General features: G+C 68.8%; 15 protein-coding genes. 5 read left to right on the top strand and 10 right to left on the bottom strand.

All coding sequences use genetic code 11. The features are described 5' to 3' along the window. Nucleotides 1-5 precede the first annotated feature (5 nt). A complete protein-coding gene (locus ACFYPH_RS18300) occupies nucleotides 6-926 on the bottom strand; it encodes an RNA polymerase subunit sigma-70 (RefSeq protein ID WP_387183089.1) in 921 nt (306 codons plus the stop codon). 137 nt (nucleotides 927-1,063) lie between these two features. Here ACFYPH_RS18300 and ACFYPH_RS18295 point away from each other — a divergent pair, with 137 nt between their 5' ends. Continuing rightward, entirely contained in the window at nucleotides 1,064-1,780 is a 717-nt protein-coding gene (locus ACFYPH_RS18295; protein WP_355065884.1) for a DUF899 family protein, read from the top strand. 12 nt (nucleotides 1,781-1,792) lie between these two features. Further along, the gene (locus ACFYPH_RS18290) at nucleotides 1,793-2,167 is read left to right on the top strand and encodes a hypothetical protein (RefSeq protein ID WP_387183086.1); all 375 of its coding nucleotides are present in this window, start codon (nucleotides 1,793-1,795) and stop codon (nucleotides 2,165-2,167) included. A gap of 300 nt (nucleotides 2,168-2,467) precedes the next feature. Here the strand turns inward: ACFYPH_RS18290 and ACFYPH_RS18285 are convergent, their stop codons facing one another. Beyond that, entirely contained in the window at nucleotides 2,468-2,917 is a 450-nt protein-coding gene (locus ACFYPH_RS18285) for a hypothetical protein (protein WP_387183083.1), read from the bottom strand. A 137-nt stretch (nucleotides 2,918-3,054) separates the two neighbouring features. On the opposite strand from ACFYPH_RS18285, the gene ACFYPH_RS18280 reads away from it, so the two are divergent. Further along, nucleotides 3,055-3,264, top strand: a complete 210-nt coding sequence (locus tag ACFYPH_RS18280; protein WP_387183081.1) for a transposase — start codon at nucleotides 3,055-3,057, stop codon at nucleotides 3,262-3,264. Between the two features lie 514 nt (nucleotides 3,265-3,778). On the opposite strand, the gene ACFYPH_RS18275 is transcribed toward ACFYPH_RS18280, so the two are convergent. The 4 genes from ACFYPH_RS18275 to ACFYPH_RS18260 all read right to left on the bottom strand — a co-directional run bounded on the left by ACFYPH_RS18275 (nucleotide 3,779) and on the right by ACFYPH_RS18260 (nucleotide 11,431). Further along, nucleotides 3,779-4,168, bottom strand: coding sequence for an OsmC family protein (locus tag ACFYPH_RS18275; protein WP_354855674.1), 390 nt, complete (start codon nucleotides 4,166-4,168; stop codon nucleotides 3,779-3,781). Nucleotides 4,169-4,469: 301 nt separating this feature from the next. After that, nucleotides 4,470-6,449, bottom strand: coding sequence for a pre-toxin TG domain-containing protein (locus ACFYPH_RS18270; RefSeq protein ID WP_387183078.1), 1,980 nt, complete (start codon nucleotides 6,447-6,449; stop codon nucleotides 4,470-4,472). A 4-nt stretch (nucleotides 6,450-6,453) separates the two neighbouring features. Then, a complete protein-coding gene (locus ACFYPH_RS18265; RefSeq protein ID WP_387183075.1) occupies nucleotides 6,454-9,336 on the bottom strand; it encodes a hypothetical protein in 2,883 nt (960 codons plus the stop codon). Between the two features lie 820 nt (nucleotides 9,337-10,156). Continuing rightward, a complete protein-coding gene (locus tag ACFYPH_RS18260; RefSeq protein WP_354855669.1) occupies nucleotides 10,157-11,431 on the bottom strand; it encodes a DUF1479 domain-containing protein in 1,275 nt (424 codons plus the stop codon). An 88-nt stretch (nucleotides 11,432-11,519) separates the two neighbouring features. Between ACFYPH_RS18260 and ACFYPH_RS18255 the strand changes: the two genes are divergently transcribed. Both ACFYPH_RS18255 and ACFYPH_RS18250 read left to right on the top strand, forming a co-directional pair. Further along, on the top strand, nucleotides 11,520-12,614 hold the full coding sequence (locus ACFYPH_RS18255) for an ROK family transcriptional regulator (RefSeq protein ID WP_387183072.1): 1,095 nt from the start codon (nucleotides 11,520-11,522) through the stop codon (nucleotides 12,612-12,614). A gap of 89 nt (nucleotides 12,615-12,703) precedes the next feature. Next, nucleotides 12,704-13,081 carry a hypothetical protein gene (locus ACFYPH_RS18250; RefSeq protein WP_387183069.1) on the top strand — a complete coding sequence of 126 codons (378 nt, stop codon included), beginning with the start codon at nucleotides 12,704-12,706 and terminating at the stop codon, nucleotides 13,079-13,081. Between the two features lie 498 nt (nucleotides 13,082-13,579). Here the strand turns inward: ACFYPH_RS18250 and ACFYPH_RS18245 are convergent, their stop codons facing one another. The 4 genes from ACFYPH_RS18245 to ACFYPH_RS18230 all read right to left on the bottom strand — a co-directional run bounded on the left by ACFYPH_RS18245 (nucleotide 13,580) and on the right by ACFYPH_RS18230 (nucleotide 17,428). Beyond that, nucleotides 13,580-13,993, bottom strand: a complete 414-nt coding sequence (locus ACFYPH_RS18245) for a carboxymuconolactone decarboxylase family protein (protein ID WP_354855690.1) — start codon at nucleotides 13,991-13,993, stop codon at nucleotides 13,580-13,582. 647 nt (nucleotides 13,994-14,640) lie between these two features. Continuing rightward, nucleotides 14,641-15,525 (bottom strand): class I SAM-dependent methyltransferase, encoded by an 885-nt coding sequence (locus ACFYPH_RS18240; protein ID WP_387183066.1) that lies wholly within the window; start codon nucleotides 15,523-15,525, stop codon nucleotides 14,641-14,643. Between the two features lie 170 nt (nucleotides 15,526-15,695). Next, nucleotides 15,696-16,799, bottom strand: coding sequence for an FUSC family protein (locus tag ACFYPH_RS18235; protein ID WP_355065899.1), 1,104 nt, complete (start codon nucleotides 16,797-16,799; stop codon nucleotides 15,696-15,698). A 134-nt stretch (nucleotides 16,800-16,933) separates the two neighbouring features. Continuing rightward, nucleotides 16,934-17,428 carry an SMI1/KNR4 family protein gene (locus ACFYPH_RS18230; RefSeq protein ID WP_387183063.1) on the bottom strand — a complete coding sequence of 165 codons (495 nt, stop codon included), beginning with the start codon at nucleotides 17,426-17,428 and terminating at the stop codon, nucleotides 16,934-16,936. Nucleotides 17,429-17,439 lie beyond the last annotated feature (11 nt).

Below are 17,439 nucleotides of genomic sequence, written 5' to 3'. Positions count from 1 at the left end.
CTCGTCTAGGGCTCGAGCGTGGCGGGCATGCTGAAGGCGGCGACGTGACGGGCACCGATGAAGGCGTTGCTCTCTACGATCTTCCCGTTCTCGATCCGGAGTACGTCGACGACCAGCGCCTCATAGTGCGGGCTGCCGGGCCGGCGGAGATAGTTGATCAGTGCCGGGCGCCCGTTGGCCGAGGTGGGGAAGGTACGCCAGTCGAGCGGTCGGCCGAGGAACTCCGCGGCCGCGTCGATCCCGACGACCGGCGGCTCGGGCGGCATCGTGATCCGTACGTCCTCGGCGAGAAGTGCCCGGACCGTCTTCGGGTCCCTCGCGTTGGCGTAGCGGCGCAGGATCTCTTCGTCCTCGCTGGTGAGCTGCGGGCGGCGCCAGTCCTGTGGGTCCGACGGAGCGCGCCGCCGGAGGGTGTGGCGGGCCCGCTGGAGGAGGCTGTTGACGGCCGCTACGGCGGTGTCGAGCGCGCCGGCGATCTCCTGCGGCGTCCAGCCGTAGACGTCGCGCAGCACGAAGGCCGCCCGCTGCCGCGGCGGCAGGTACATGAGCGCTGCGATCAGGGCCAGCTCGACGGTCTCCCGGGCGGCGAGACCGGTCTGCGGATCGTCGGCCAACAGGGCGTCTGGATAGGGACCGAGCTCAGTGGACCACTCCAGCGGGTCACCATACGGAACTGTCCGGTGACCGGCCGCCTTGCGGCTGTCGAGGAAGACGTTCGTGGCGATCCGGTAGAACCAGGTGCGCGCCGACGCCCGACCCTCGAAGCGGTCGCGAGCCCGCCAGGCATGCAGGAAGGCCTCCTGCACCAGGTCGTCCGCGTCGGTGACGTTCCCTGCAAGGCGGTAGCAGTGCACGTGTAGCTCGCGCCGGTGCTCGTCGAAGGCGCGCTGCAGCCAGACCGCCTGCTCGTCAGGCGAGTCGGACATGTGATCTCCCCGGGGCTGAATGGTCCTCACAACCGTACTGACGACCGCGGACCCCATCCGTCATCGGTCACCGATGACGATCGCCGACTCGGTCGTCTGTACCTGTGACCAATCCCCACCCCACGAAGGAGACAGCCATGACGGCAACCCCCGCGTCCAGCGCAGCCACGCCCCCGGTCGCCGACCGGGAGACCTGGCTGCGCGAGCGCAACGAACTGCTGGTCCGGGAGAAGGCCCATACCCGCGAAGGAGACGCGATCGCAGCCGCTCGTCGTCAGCTGCCGATGACCTTGATGCCGACGGTGACGGTCCAGGGCCCCGGCGGGGACACCCCGCTGGTGGAGGTTTTCGAGGGCCGCCGGATGCTCATCGCCTACTTCCACATGTGGCACGACGGCAAACCGTACGGGGATCAGTGTGAGGGGTGCACCTTCTCGACCTGTCACATGCAGATGCTGGACTACCTGCATGCCCGGGACGTCACCTACGCCGTGTTCTGCCAGGGCCCCTACGACGAAAGTGCCCCGTTCGCGGAGTTCATGGGCTACCCGTTCCCCTGGTATTCGGCGAAAGACTCCGACCCGGCTCTGGCCGACGGTCGCGAATTCGGGTTCATCGCCTGCTACCTGCGCGACGGCGACCAGGTCTACGAAACCTACTGGACCACCGGGCGGGGCGTGGAGGCGTTGACGACCAGCTACCACGCCTTGGACCTCACCGTGTACGGCCGGCAAGAGAACTGGGAAAACTCACCCCAAGGTTGGCCGCGGGTCAGTGGTCACCCGTGGCGGCTCAACGGCCGCCCCACCGCCCAATGGTCACGCCCCGCCGTTACGCCGGCGGTGACGTCCTGACGCTCACCGGTTGTGCAGTACGCGGGCGCGCTGCTGCTCCTCGCCTTCGCGGCGGCACTCGTCACCAGCGGTCCGACCGAGCCCGGCCCGGAGGTGGAGTGGCACCGTACGGCCGGGGCCGTGCTCATGGCGCTCGCCGTGCTGATGCATCAACACGGCGGGTCGATGGCTATCCACCACATGGCCGCCGGGTCCCGGATGGACCACGGCATCGTCACCGGCCATGACGCGGCGCTCGTGTTGCTACGCGCCGCCACGGCGGCTTACCTCTGCTGGATGGCGGCCGCACTCGTCCGGCTGCGCAATCGACCGATCACGGACCTGCTCCGTTGGGAGCACCTGGCCATGGGGGCAAGCCTCGCGGCCATGATCTTCTTCATGAGCTAGCCGAGTAAGCCAGCCGGCAGATCAAGTGACGTTGGAGTACTAGGCCGTAAGAGCGGGGGCTGGCACAATATGAGCACGGCCCGGAGGGATGTAACCCCGGTACTCAGACGATGCCCCGTCTGATCAGCGGAAACTATGTTCCGCCTCGCCCCGCAGGCGTCCATGACTCGCACTCCGGGCCGCGCCGAACCAGGATATGTCGGCAAGACAGCGCGCGCGGCGGGCGGAGCTTGCCGAGGCGAAATGATGACAGCCTGATCCGCAAGATCCGGAACATGTGCGGAATGACCGAGCGGCCCGTCAGCGACTCACTGCACATACACCGTGGTAGAAGAAGGGCGTGCGTGCTGAGGCTACTGCCTTTGAAAACCGTGTGTCGCGGCGGCAAGTCAGCCGAGACCGAGCGAGGGCCACGAACCCGCGCACCGACCGGTCCCAGCCGGGTACTTCGGCATCGAAGTCCGAGCTGCGGGCGTCGGTGAGGACGTCGAGGGCGAGGTCGGGTAGCTGGTCGCCGAGCCTGTACGCCAGCCCCACCGCCGCCGTGACCCGGACGACCGCAGCGTTCGCGGACAGCAGCTCGCGGAGGCGGGCGTCGACCCGCTCCGAGCCGACCGGGCAGTGGGCGAGGGTCAGGTTGGCGCTGGCCCGGGTGGCGGCGCGGGCCGCGTCACCCGGGACCGCCATGAGACCGGCCAGCGCTGCCTCGTCGGGCGCGAACCAGGCGAGTAGTTCGGCGGCGTACCCCACCAGCTGCGGGTCCGGATCGGTGAGCCAGCGGACGTACCGGTCGGTGTGCCGGGCTCCAGCATCGAAGGCGTTGGCCTCCCACGGGTGTGACCCCTTCGGGTCGATGGGCGTGAGCAGGGCGGCCAGTTCGGCACGCTGTGCGGGTCGTAGTGATCTACAACGAACAGCACGCCCGCACGGTGCTCCGTGACTATGAGGACCACTTCGACTGGCACCGGCCACACCAGGGCCTGGAGCAGCATCCACCCGACTACGACCCCGGCGGCGCGGTCGTCGCGATCGACAAGCCGATCCGCCGGCGCCGCATCCTTGGTGGCCTCATCAACGAGTATCACGGGGCCGCTTGATCCGCTCACAAATCCGCAGCTCATAGCCTGCAACACAATTTTTGGCACGGTACCGGGTGACACTCGCAGGGTCGGCCGCGTCCACGTCCACGCTGCCGCAGTGGGCACCACCGTGTTCGCCGGATCACCGCGGTGGGCCCGGACCGGACCCTTTCGTACGTGGGTCAGATGAGCCTGGTCTGCTTCGCTGTTAGCGCCTGGTGGAGCGGGTCGCCGCGCATGACGTGGATGGTGCCAGGGTCGACGATCGGTGACGGTGCACCGTATGCAGCGCCGAGGGGGTGCCCTCGGCGGCGAGCTGGGCTACCAGCTCGTCCGCGGCCGCGCCTGGTCCGCTCGACCTGGTCCGGGTGGCAGAAGATGTGCGTCAGGAAGTAGTCGATGTGGGGGTGCGGGTGGAACGCGGTCAGCGCCGGGACCCGGATGCCGAGGAAGCGCCCACCCATGCCCCTTTTAGCCTCTCCTCGCGCGATGCCCGGCGTGACCGCTGGTGATGTGAGAGTCGAGAGGCGCGTCAGCTTCTTTGTACCGTGGTCCCGGCTCGAATCGCCCGCGGTATCTCGGCGACATCGTCGACACGATCCAGCAGCGTGGCAAGTTCGTCGCCGGACGCGGGCGAGCTCAACTCGACCTGGTAGGTGATGCCGCTCGATATCCACGTCTGCGTGTCGAAACCTCCCTCGGCCGATACACGTACCCCGTCGATCCGGATGCCGAGTTCGCCTGCCTCCCGATATATGTCATTCAGGACGCAGCCAGCCGCGGCGAGGTGCAACAGGTGTGCCCCGGTGAAGTCCGCCTCGACCGTGACGCCCTCAGGTGTCCAGCGGTGAGGGAACCCGATCGCACCACCGTCATCTGATCTGAACGAGCCGGCGCCGACCACGACCGCGAATCGCTCCACCGGTTGCCCCTGTCCGTTTTGCCTCACCCGACCGGCTCATTGTCGCCCGTCACCAGCATCACCACCAGATACCGAGACATCCGCTTCTGCCGCGATCCGGCGCGAGCGCGACCACCCCAGCGGTGACGGATTGTAGTCGGCAGGGCGGTCCGTCATGCGACATGGGAAGGTGCTCGACAGACGTCGTCGCCCCTTCTGGAGCGTCGACCTCTGTACGCTCCAGCCGTACCTGCTTGTGCATTTGGACCCGTACGCCGACAGGACTGGTTGGCTGCCGGATGGGGCCTGTTCGGTGGGGCTGCTACTTCGGCTGGCCGGTGGCGGGCACCGGGACGGCCTGGCCGGGCACGCCGCGGGGGAGCAGGGGAGCCGGGCCCAGCAGGTGCTCCGGCGGCACATGGATGCGCAGGCTGTTGCACAGGTCGACCAGCTCCTTCTGCGTCACATTCATTCCGAGCACCTCGAAGTTGTAGCCCAGTCCCGTGAGCTGCTCCTGCATGTTCCCCACCGGCACATCCCTGGGAAGTACACCGAAGACCTTCGTGTCCTTCGGGGAGACCCGCACCGGCAGGAACTCCTCACCGACCTGGATCACTGCCGCGGTACCGTCCTCATTGGACGCCAGCCGCTCGATGTCGCGGCGGACCTGCCCGCCCTCCTCGCTCAGCACGACCTCACGCTCGATCCTGTCCAGGGCCGCGTCGACCTCGTCGGCCCTGGTGGGGAACTTTTCGCCGCGCAGCCGGGCCCGGTTGTTGCGGGCGCGCAGCACGTCACGGGCGTACGCGCGCAGCTCGGCGCGCTCAGCCTGGGACAGGGAACTGATGCCACCGGAGGCGATCTTCAACTCCCGGGCGGCGTGCCTGCCTGCCTTGGCCTCGAAGATGGCGACGATGATCAGCTCACCGTTCTGCCGGTGGGCCAGGATGCCGTCGGTGAGCTGGCGTCCCGACGCGTCGCGGATCATGTGGCCCGGGATGAACTCCAGCGTCTGGGGCGCGGGGATGTGGATGCCCAGGGCACGCGCCCCGGCGGGATCACGCAGCCACGCCGCGATCCGCGACTCCAGGAACTCCTCCAGCAGCTGCCCCTTCATCAGGTTAATGTTCGGGCCCTTCTCAACGACCCGCATCAGCGCCAGATGGTCCAGCTCGCTGAGCACTGCCGTGCCGCTGACGAGCTTCTTCAGTGAGTCGGCGACGTACGTGGCGATGGACATGCCCCGCGGGCTGCCCCGCTTGACGCCCATCCTCTCCAGCGCGGTGACGGCCCTCGCCGCCAGCGCCGAATCGACCTTCTTTCCCGCCGCGATCAGGGTCCGGGCCTCGGAGATGGCGAGGCGCCCAGTGACGTCCGAGCTGACCTTCTCACCCGCAGCCAGGGCGAGGCTCCACCGTGCGGCGCCGCGCCCGTACAGCCGCTCCATCCGCGCTGCGGTGTAGAGCGCCCGACCGCCCTTGACGAACCGGGAGGCGAACGGCAGCAGCACGCCCGCGGCGATGATGCACCGGTCGACCTCGGTCAGCTCGTAGCCGAAGATGTCGTACCCGAAGGCCGCCTCGAAGATCGCAACCGCGGTGCCGACGACCGGGATGAAGGCGATGCCGAACTCGACGACCTCCAGCACCGCCGGACGGTGTTCGACGGGCAGCGGGAAGGAGTTGGTGTCGGTGGGCTGCTGCTGGGCTATCCGCAGCGTGACCAGCAGGTCCTGGCGCTGTGCCAGCATCCGGCTCATACCCTCGGCCGCGGGCAGGGTGAGAAAGTCGTCGTCGCCCTGGTGTGCCATCACCCACGCGGCCAGGGTCTCCGCAATGGCGTCGAGGGCGTCGGGAACAGAAGGCGTGGGAGGCACCGGAGATCCTGGCACCGCCGACGCCCGGTTGTGTTCCTGTACCAGCAGTACGCGCTTGCGGGTGCGATCGACGACCAGGTGCGTGGGCATGGTGGCGCGTTCGCGCAGCATCCGCATCAGCGCCAGGTATTCGTTGTTCTTGGCGGTGAAGGCCTCCGGGGTCAGCTCACGGCGGCGCAGCGGGGCTGCCGCTTGCCGCCGCGCGGTGACCTTCCACAGCTCCGGGCCGGAGAGACCGCCCTCCTTGCGATGCTCGTATGCGGCAAGGGAGTCAGGCCGCCGAGCGAGATCCTCGGCCATGATGGCGACCCCGCCGCGCAGCACGGCCAGCTCGAAGGCGCTCGCCCTGCCGCCGGTCATGCCGGCCTCGAACTCGACACGAGCCGAGGTCAGCATTCGCCGGTAGGGGCCCAGGTCGATGGCCATCGAGTCAGGCTGGGTAGACGGGGAGTTCGGGGCCTTCCTGCAACCACACCAGCGTGGTCGGCACGGTGAACTCCCACGGGCTGCCCTCGGGCAACGCGCCGGCCAGGTCGTCGGTTTGCGCCCGCACCTCGTCGGCGACCGACTTGTACAGCGGGTCGTCGATGGTTGGCGGCTCGCCGCCGAGCCAGACCCGGTCGGCCAGCCGAGGGCTCCTGCGAGCCAGGAAGTACGCGACCGCCAGGTTGTATGCGGGCGATACCGGGACCACCACCCTGGCCGCGCCTGCCTGCTTGAACTGGGCGAACAACGGGTCGATGTCGGAGCGGTTGCTGGCCTCGGTCCACTTAGTCTTACGGCCCCAGAAGTACGGATAGAACAGGTAGGTCATCTGCGGCCAGTCGAAGGCCTGTTCGAAGAACTGGATGACCGGGCCCTCTGCCATCGCCTCGTACACGTCGACCTCGGGCAGCTTCGCCGGGGCGTCCGCCGGGTCCGTCATCGCGTTGTAGTCGCTGAGGTGACTGCCGGTCATCATGGTGACACACAGCTTCTTTAGCTCGGTGCGCTCGATCTCCCGATTGGTGGCCGGGTTGCGGCCCTGGATCACCACGGCCCCCTCCTGTGCGCCGGCCTGGGCCACCTTCTGGTCGTACGCCGTTTTCATGGCCAGGTAGGCTGTGCTGATCTTCTCGAAGGTTTTGTTCTGCCAGTCCTGCAGGTGCGCGTCGTTCCGGTAGCAGTTGATGCCGACGTTGACCGAGTACGCGTTGATGTCGTACCCGATGCAGCTGACCGCCATGGGCCCTGTCGGGTTGTCGAAGGTCTCCGAGGACTGCGCCCACCCCAGGGTGTGCACTCCGCCCTGCTTGACCGCGGTGCTGGCGATGAGTTCGGCGGCGTCGTCACCGATTTGGATCGAGAACCGTGGCCCGCCGACCACGTAGATCAGCGACACGTTGGCGATGTAGTAGATCATGGTGTAGCCGTCCGGCACGACCAGGTCCTTGAGCATCTTCGATACGGTCTTGCCGTTGTCGACGCCACTCTGCTCGAACGACGTCGCCGCGTACGTCCATTCCAGCGGCGGCGTGGTGATTCCCTGGGCGTTGTAGCGGCTGGCGAACGTCTGGTAGTTCGACTCGTCGAGGTCGGCGGCGGTCAGCGGCTGGTTCTTAGCGTTGACGAGCGGTATCGGCGGCTCAGCGCCCACCACGGTCTTCGGTCGCAGCTGCGAGGCGAGCCAATAGGCCGCCGGCTGCGGCACGATGAACTCCAGCATCAGCCGCCGGCCGTAGTTGTAGACCTGCGCCCGGTAGCGCTTGTCCACCCAGCGGTAGACGCCGGTGATGTGCGCGGCGCCCTGGGCGTTGTCGACGCCGTGGGTATTGGTCTCCTCGACCTCGTGGAAGGTCTTGGTGGTGCGCTCGGTCTTCACCTTCTTCTGAATCTTTGTGACGGAGCGGTCGACCACATCGCGGGCGAAGTTCGAGCTGCTTCTGGTCGACTCCTGCTTGGATGTCGCGTAGGCGAAGTCGCCGTGCGCGGTGGTGACGACCGGCCCGAAGGCGGCGGTCACCGTCACTCCGGCTTGCACGCTCATGTCCTCCTTGACGGTCCGGTCCGCCTCCTTCTTCAGCTCGAACCGGTCGGTGGACTGCTGGTCACGCTCGGTCTCGTTCACCTCCTCCGACGACTCGAAGTAAGTGGTCTCGACCCGGTCCAGCATGCGGTGCACCCGCTCGCGGTGCTCGCCCTTGAGCACGTTCTCTATGTGTGCAACTTCTCCCGGGGCGTACCCGAGCAGGGTCTGCTTGACCACCTTCAGGTCGCCGACGCCCAGTGGCCGGATCCGGCCACTGACATCCACGTCGGGGCTGGTGCCCGGGTCGGGGTCGGCATCGAAGATCGGAGGGAGGTCCAGGCCCGGCGCGATGGTGCCCACGTCGTGCAGATCGAGCGTGCCCGACAGCGCCCGGAACTCGCGCCGCAGCGCCGGGTCGTCACGCAGAGCGTCCACCCTCCGCAGCAGCGTGGTTAGGTGCGTTTGAGCGGTCGCGGTCGCCGTCGGCACCGCGGTGGCCTCCCCGATCCGTAGACGGGCCGCGACGCTCCGCGCTTCCTCGGGCAGGTTGCCATCGAATATCCGGGCCATGCTCGCCACGCGTCCCAGCGTGATCCGGTTGCGGAACACGTCGCCGTGCTGGGTTGGCTCCTCCGACAGCACCCGCTCGCGGATCGGCGCGGCGTTCGCCCGTACGGCGTCCAGCAGTGTGCGGGTCGCCGCGACCTCCCGCAGAAGCGCGCGGACCGGCTCGTCGGACACCTCGGCGTGCCCTGCCACCGAGGCGGAGCCGCGCCAGCGTGCGGTCTCGGGCGCCTCGACGACCGCGAGCTCCGCGGGCACAACCGGGGTGGCGCCCAGCGCGGTCACCGCGTCGGCGGCGGTGGTTGCCGCGTCGGCGCGCCACAGTGCGGCGAAGTGCAGTGCCCGCAGCGCGGCCGTCGGCGTCTCCAGGTCGGGTCCGGCCGCCGGGCCCTGACGATACGCCCGGTACAGCGCGTCCCAAGCCGTCCCGGCCAGCTCGGCGGCATCGCGGTCGGCCAAGGCGCGCACGTCACGCAGTTCCGCGTCCGCGTCGCCCAGCGGGTCGCCGCCGGGCTGCGCGCCGAAGTGGTCGGCCAGCGCGCGGGCCGCTTCGGCCAGCGCGGCCAGCCGCGGGTCCGGGTGCCGCGTGGACTCGCCATCATCGTTGCCGGCGAGCGACCCGCCGCCGGGGGCTCTGCGCTGGTCGGTGATCAGGCCGAGGGCCGCCTCACGTTGCCCGACCAGTTGCGGCGGACGTACAGCGACGAACTTGAAGGCATCGACGGTCTGACTGTCTGGCATAAGTCTGTTGTAGGACGTCGCGACGCGTGCGCACAGTGTCTGTCGGATAGCGGCCTCGCCGAGCCGACAACGGGCGAGGTCACCAGCGACGTGGACGGCACTGCCTGTCGTGCTCGACGGCCTTTCGCGATGATACTGACCGACCTGCTCGGAACGGCTCAGGTGCCAGGAATGACGCGCCGCCGCTGGTTGGCGAGGCTCAGGTCGGACCACTGCGTGACGGGTACTCCATCGGCGGTGGACCGATCGGACACCTCGAGGACCTTGTCGGCCGCAGTGGCCGCCAATTCGTCTGGAGCGTGCCGCGGCTCGCGGCGGTGCCTTCGCTGGCCCCGGGGGACACCGGACGCCCCAGCACCGCGGACGCGTCGGTCTACAGACCGGTGGTTGGAGCCGCTGGCGGTCGTGCAAGACAAGAGTTCGTCCGGACTTCTTGGCACGGGAAGCGCTTGACGATCCGCGGTAACGAGCCCGGTAGCGGAGGGGATCGCCATAGGTGGATGAGGCGGTGATCCACGGCATGGAACGGCATTTGTGTCCGCCGTTCTTGTCCCCTTCTAGGAATGTTTCAACCTATCCTGGCACGGCGTGACAGAATCGTTGTAAAACTGGGGGTCAAGGGGTCGTCGGTTCGAATCCGGAGGTCCCGACAAACTTAAAGCCCTGACCAGCGGAAACGCTGGTCAGGGCTTTAAGTTTGTCCATGGGATTTTGAACCGCCGCGGGCCCGCTGACGCCTCCATCCTCGTTGTGGGTCCGGATGCCGGTCAACGGCGCAGATCCCAGGGGCCGGAAAGAGTCGTGCAGCGTTCGTGGATGTCTAGGCGATTCCGAGGCCGCGGCGGCCGGTTTCGTTGAGGTCTTCGGGCTGGAAGCGGTTGGGCCATTCGCGCTCGTAGTCCTCGGCGGGGAAGTCCGAAGGGCTCGATCCGCTGAGGAACGCCTCGCGGACGTTGGCGGCGTACTTCTCGTTGCGGGGGCACCACGGTGCGGCGGGGATGTACATGACGTTGCCCCAGCCCTTCTGCGACTCGACCGGCGCGACACTATGGATCATGTCGGCGTGCCACCAGACCGAGTCACCGGCCTGCACGTCGGGGATGCCGGCCAGTGCCTCCATGAGCGGAGCGTGCCACTTGTGGCCAGCCGGGAAGACCTGGTTGACGGTGACGCCACACATGTCGTCGTCGGGGACGTCAGACAGCAGTGGGCGCAGCATCAGGTACGCCATAGCCTCGGGAATCGGCACGGTGTGCAGCACGCCCTGGTCGTGGGCCATGTCAGACAGGGCGGTCCAGCCCTGGAAGGTGCGGAATGCCGAGCACATGGTGGTGCCGGGGTACTGCGGGCCGTCGGTGCGGTGCGCGGCGTCCCACGGGTCGTACTGTTCGACGCTGCCGTCGAACAGGTGCCGGAACGCCTGCTGGTAGGCCCTGGTCATCCACAGGTCCAGGGTGCCGGGGTCGAGGTGGGTGCCTAGGCCGGCGGAGTCGGCGCCCTCGGGGCGGCGGCGGATGCGGTCGGGGTAAAGCGAATCCCTGTTCGGGTCGAACCACTGCACGCCGTCAGACTCCGACTTCCACTGGCTGTTGAGGAAGGCCTGGACGGCCGCCATCCGGTCGCTCTGGCGGGCCTGCATCTGTGCGGGCGACCAGTAGATCGGGTAGATCTCGGGCTTGGAGCCGACGCTGCCGAAGAAGTCGTCGCCGGGGCCGCGGTAGTTCTCGAAGAAGTTGTTGCTCTCGACGTAGTCGACGATGTCCTGGTCCCACGCGAGGGCCTGGTCGCGGTCGAAGTGGCCACGCACGACCAGGCAGCCGCGGCGGCGCAGCAGGTCGAGTTGCCCGGCGGTGACGGTGCAGTTCGCGATGTCGGCGTAGTCGATGACCGGCCAGACGCTCTCGCCGCGACGGCGGGCGGCGTTGATGTCATCGACGGCGGCCTGGACCCGCTGTTCGACGACGGCGAAAACCTCATCGACCGTACGCCCGGAGGCCTCGATCCGGGCGCGCAGCGCGGCCTTGATCTCCCGGGTGGCCGCTTTGAGGTCGGCGGGGGTCTGCTCCCAGTGCGGCAGTGTGGTGCTGGTCGACACGGCGTCTCCTTCTAGTTAGCCCCCATTACTTGAAAGACTTTACTGGGTCGAGCCTCTTCTAGGCAATAGCCCTGACTAGAATGTTGGCGTGGAGCCCACCTTGCCGTCGCAGGAGATCGTCCGGTCGCTCACCGACGAGCACGTGCTTCGCGCGTTGATGCAGCACCGTCGACTTACTCGCGCCGAGCTGGCCGTCGAGATCGGCATCTCCAAGCCGACCGCGGGGGAGAGCGTGCGCCGGCTGACCGAACGCGGCCTGGTGGCCGACACAGGTGAGCGCACCCCGGGTGGTCGCGGTCGCGGTCGGGTGGGCTCGTACTACGCGCTCGCGCCGGCGGTGGGCGTGGCGCTGGCCGTCGTTATCGCTCCGGAGGGTGTCGTGGCGGAGTGCCTGGACATCTACGGTGACACGGTGTCGCGCGCGGTCCGGCCGATCGACCGGCCGGCCCGCCCGAGCCAGGCTGCCGATGCGCTGGCCGCCGCGACCGTCGAGGTTCTCGCCGCAGCCGGCCGGCCGGCCCGGCTGGCCGTCGTCAGCGCGGCTGACCCGGTAGATCGCGCCACCGGCCGCCTGGTGCAGCTGCCCGACTCACCTTTCCTGGTCGGTGACCTCGACCCGGTCGCCGTCCTCGCGCCGCACGCGGGCGGCCCGGTCGTCGTCGACAACGACGTGAACTGGGCGGCGCTGGCCGAGCGGAACACCGCCCGCGACTTCGCTTACCTCTACTTGGGTGAAGGGCTGGGCTGTGCGATCGTCAGCGACGGCGAGGTCCGCCGCGGGCATACCGGCCTGACCGGTGAGATCGCCCACCTGCTGACCGTCGGGCCGGGTGGTCGCGCGGTCCGGTTGATCGAGGTCTTCGGCGAGCTGGGTCTGCGCCGCGACGGCTCGACCGCGATCGACGTCGAGCGGCTCCTCGACAGCGACCCCGCGACGCGGGAGCTCATCGGCCAGGCCGTTGCCGGTGTCGTCGCCGCCGTGGTCGCGCTTGCCGACCCGCAGGAGATCGTTGTTGGCGGTTCGTGGGGCCCTGCCCTGATCGGTAGCATCCGCTCGGCGACAACACCGATGCCGCGCGAGGTCCCCGTGCGGCCCGCCGTGCTGACCGGCGAGCCGGTTCTGGCCGGTGTGCGCGCGGAGGCGCTCAACCGCCTCCGGTCAGCCATCACGACGACCGACTGACCGGGCGTCCAGCCGAGCGGCGTGTCATCCAACACCGTGAACGTTCGTGGTCAAGGCACTAGATAGGCGCGGCAGCCTACGGTTGCGGGGTGAAGCTTGCCTACTATTCTGCCGCCGAAGGCGTCGACGTCGCGAGTGGCCGGGCAGACCTTTGTCACCTCGCTGACCTGGTAGCAAGCGGAGGCGAGCTGAGCCTTGCGCCGTCCGCTCACCCTCGGCATCTACGGGGTGTGCTCATCGAAGTGACGCAGGGCCCGGTCGTTATTGGTGTCGACGATCGCAGCTATCTCGGCATCCACGGTGGCGCGGAAAGCCGGTCGCTCCTCGCCGACCTGCTACGCGATGTAGCCAGCATGGACGACGGCGGCCACGTTCACCTGGAGTACTTCGAGGGTCACCATTTCCTGGCACCAGACAGCGTGCCGCTCATCGTCAACAGTCCGCATGGTGGGATGCCTCGGAGCTGATCAAGCGATGCCACGCACGAAACCGCCCCACAACATCATTTTTATTAGGAGTTGTAAGGCTACGTTTGTAGGCGTGCTGTAGATCGATGTGGAGCGTTGCGGGTCAGCTTGATGGGGTTCGCCGTAGTTCCGTCATTCGAGACCGGGCGCTGACCACATGGCCAGTTGAGCATGTTGAGGTTCTCGATGTTCAGGTACTGCTACCACGTCTCATCGTCGACGGCGCAGCCCGCTGTTTGCTCGCTGAGCGCCTACCGATCGGCGTGAGCGGCCGACGCTCCGCTCCTACCGCTCGGAGCGGCGACGCCGCTGCCTTCGTCGTGCCCCGGTCAGGCCCTCGAAAAGCCGAAGCAGTTCACGATGGTGCTAAGCGAGATTAAGGCAGCCCCTGGTGCCGCCGTTCGGGCGCGGCACCGTCGCCTCGGGCCGGCAGCAGACCGGGCGACGTGAGCGGGCGCTATCAGCTGTGTCGGCGACGCGTGAGCGACGACGGCGAGGTCAGCCGGCCGGGGTGGGGCTTGCCGGGACAGGTAGCAGGTTGCGCTCTGCGAAGACCTTCTTGGCGACGAGCGTGGCGTTGACGGCCCGCGGCACGCCGCAGTAGACCACCGCCTGCAGCAGCGCCTCGACTATCTCCGACGGCGTCAGGCCCGCGTTGAGTGCCCCGTTGACGTGCACTTCTAGCTGGGCCCCGGCATCACCGAGGCCGGTCAGAATGCCGAGGGTGAGCAGCTCCCGGTCCCGGCGCGCGAGCTGGGGCCGGACGTAGAGATCCCCGTAGGACCAGGCGACGGAGCGACGGCTGAGCTCGGGCGAGACGTCGGCGAGGGCTTCCAGGAGTCTTTGCGCGGCGCCGCCGTCGGCCTGTCGCAGCGCCTCAAGACCCCGCTCGTACTGCTCGTCCTCCGCCATGCTCACGCCCCACCTCTGCCAATCGTCCTGTCGGCTGGACCGGCGGGTACCCATTGCCGTGCCGGACAAACGGGTCGCGTCCCGCGCGTCGGTCGATAGGGGGCGCGGCCAGTGAGATCAAGGAGGAGGTCCTCCAAGCTGCTTTGCCGAACCAGGACGCCGCCCGAGATGAGGCCGACGCGCTCACCTCAGCCTGCGCGGCGTCGCGATGGCACCTCGAAGCAGGAGGCCGGCCCGACCCAAGGGCGTCAGGCGCTGATCAAGTTGACCGTGCTCGCTGACGGCTGCCGGCGGTGGCGTGCCAATATTAGGGGAGCAGGCTGGGGAGCAGACGGATGCACTGAGGAGTCGGCTGCTGGCCGAGTGTGCGGACCTCCCCGATGCCCGCCAGGGGCGGCTCGGCAGGGGCCGCCGCGCACCACGGCACAGCGGAGCATGTCGCCGCCTTTGGTCCGGGACTACGTCACCTCCACCTGACCGACGGCCGTCGCGACTGACAGGCCTCCGTGCCTGTCGCAATCAGCGCGATTGCAGCTCGGGCTCGTGATGGTTGAAGGGGGCGAGGCGGTGGTCCTGCTGAGGACGACCGGGCCAGCGCAAGACGTGTGTCCGTCGGGTCAGTGAATGCGGGGCGACGCGGTACGTCCTCAGCGGTACCCGTGTGGACGCCGTGCGCGAAGGAACACCGTGGCCATCGTGCGCCGCGTCGGCGTACCGGCCGCGGCCAGGGCGGTCATGTATGTGTCGAGACGCTCGCGATCGTCGTCGGTCAGGGCGGCGGCGATCGCTTCGCCGTACGTGGGGACCAGGGGGTTGGGTGCCACTCGCTTGAGTGCCTCCCAGTCCCCGATCGGGTCGGCGGGCACGTCGACCTGGGCGCGGTAGCTCAGCTCCACCGCCTCGAAGCCGGCGGATACTGCCCAGTCGACCAGGTCACGCTCGTCGAAGTCCATCATCGGTCGGGTGGTTTCCGCGGTGGTGCTCCGGTAGACGTCGCTGACCTTGGCGATCAGGTCGTTGACGGGCGAGTTGCCCAAGCCGAACAGATCATCGGGCCGGAGCCGCTCCGCGAAGCCGTTGATGGGCTCGAACAGGGACATCCGTCCGCCCGGCCGCAGGACCCGGAAGAACTCCGCGAAGGCGGCGGTCTTGCGGTCGGAGTAGATGAGCACCGAGCGAGTGGTCACGACGTCGACAGAGGCGTCAGCGATTCCGGCGAGGTCATCGGCCGGCGCGACCACAAAGTTGCACCGCTCGTCGCCACCGGCGGTGCGCCGGCACTCGTCGAGCACATCCGGTGAGACATCGCTGAAGATGACTCGGCCGTCCGGGCCGAGCCGATCCAGCGCGCCGAACGCGATCAGTCCCGTCCCGCAGCCCACGTCGAGGACCACGTCGTCGGCCACCAGCCCGGCTCCCTCAAGGACGCCATCACGGAACGCCGCCAGTTCCAGGGCGTTACGGGCGCGCAGGCCCGCGCTGTTGCCGTCCCGGCGGGCAAGGAGCCACTGGGCCCACTTGTCCCTCGCCACCGGGTCAGCGTAACCCCCGACGCATACCCGGACGATCGTTCGCGAACAGCGAGAACGTGGAGTCGGGCAACGCCACGCCGTCGTCGGTCGCCGCCAGGCGGTGGCGCCGGACGCTGTGACGCGGCATCACGTTGTGGCGCGGATCGTTGTCTCCGGCCGGACGACAGGCGTCAAGCCCGGCTCAGGCCGAGCGCCTCGTCCACCCGGTCCAGCACCGTCATGTCGTCGTGGCCGACGCCGCGCAGCAGGTCGATGGCGGTCGCCCGGATCTGTCCGACGATCATGGTGACCGGCAGCGGCGGATCGGACCGCAGCAGGCCCGCGGCGATCCGGACCGCTTCCAGGGCCACCGCGTCGGCCCGCTGCGCATGCCGGTCGGCGTCGGCGCCGCTCAGGTCGCTGGCCAGCGCCTCCCCGGCCGACCGTACGGCGGCGGTCAGCGCGCCAATCGCGGCGGCCAGCTCCGGCGGTGTGGCGGTGTGCCGGCGGGTCAGGGTCACAGCGGCCCGGGCCAGCACCCGGATGTTGCGGGCGGCGTAGTCGAGCTGCCGCAGCGTCCCTTCCACGTCGGCGAGCTTGCCCAGGTGCCGGCGGCGCAGCCCCAGCCGCAGCGTCTCACCGGTGGCGAGCACGGCGGTCTGCAGCTGGGCGACGCAGTCGTCCACCTGCCGGGCTTGGTCCAGCGCGGCGCGGGCGGCATCCTCGTCGCAGCCCTGCAGCGCCGCGTTCACCTCATCGAGCAGGTCGGCCAGGTCGGTGTAGCTGCACCGAGCCTGGGCCACCAGCGGCGCCAGCGGGTCGCGGGCGGTCATCAGCTGGCTGGCGGCCAACGCGACCGCGCCGCCGATGAGCGCGTCGACGAAGCGGAACGGCATCAGCGTCCCGTGCGGTGCGGCGACCACGACCAGGTACATGGCCGAGACGGTGGCCTGCACGACCAGGGCACGGCGGGCACCGATCACCACGAGCGTCGTGGTGGTCAGTACCAGCACCAGCAGGACCGTGCCGGTGCCCGGGCCCAGCGCGTACACCAGCAGCTCCGCGACGAGCACGGCGGCGGCCACGGCGAGCAGGATCTCGACGGTCTGCCGCAGCCGTCGACCGCGGGACTCACCGAGCACGACGAGCGCAGCGGTCGGGGCGTAGAACGGGTCCGGGTGACGGATCACCACCGCTGCCACGATCCAGGCGACCACCGCGGCGGCGGTCAGCTCGACCACGGTCATCCCGTCGCCCCGCAACCGCGCGACGGCGTCGCGCCCCCACGTCCGCACCGGTGATACCCCTTCCGCCCAGCGGACCGGGGACGGCCGCCGCTTGATCTTCCGCGAGAACGGGCACTACCCCGCCCGTGACCTGCTCAATCGTCAGGTGGTGGGCGGCACTTGGGATGGAAGGCCGGTCGCGGTCAGTCGTCTCCGTCGAACTCGGCCGCGTCGACGAGGCCGCCCAGGAACGTCTCGAAGTCGGGGGCGATGACGGTGATCTGGTAGTCCCACTCCTGGTCGACGTGTACGACCGTCGGCTCGCCGGGGGATCGGTAGTCGAGAGCGATCATGTCGTGGCCCGCTGAGGGGCAGTCGGCGATGTAGACGCCGATGTCGGGGTAGCCCCACTCCGTCGTCCAGAACGCGTTCCCGAGTTCGCCGCACAGGCTGAAGGAGGCGGTGTCACCGATCGCCGCCAGTGTGTACACCGCCACGTGGCCTGCCGACCAGGAGGTCCGGCTGGGCGAGGGGTGGGCGTCCCGGGCCAGCACCCCGCCGTTGTGGCGCCCGGCCAGGTCGACGTACGCAGCGGGTAGCTTGTGTCCGAGCTGCGCCTGCACCTCACGCAGAAGCTCGTCGGTGAGCGGGTTTTCCAACGGACCGGAGGTGTCGAAGATGATCGTGGGATCGAGCACTCGTCGACGGT

Origin of the sequence: Micromonospora sp. NPDC005252, from assembly GCF_042872475.1 — a bacterium.
In the GTDB taxonomy this organism is placed as follows: domain Bacteria; phylum Actinomycetota; class Actinomycetes; order Mycobacteriales; family Micromonosporaceae; genus Micromonospora.
This window is presented reverse-complemented; position numbering and strand designations above follow the sequence as displayed.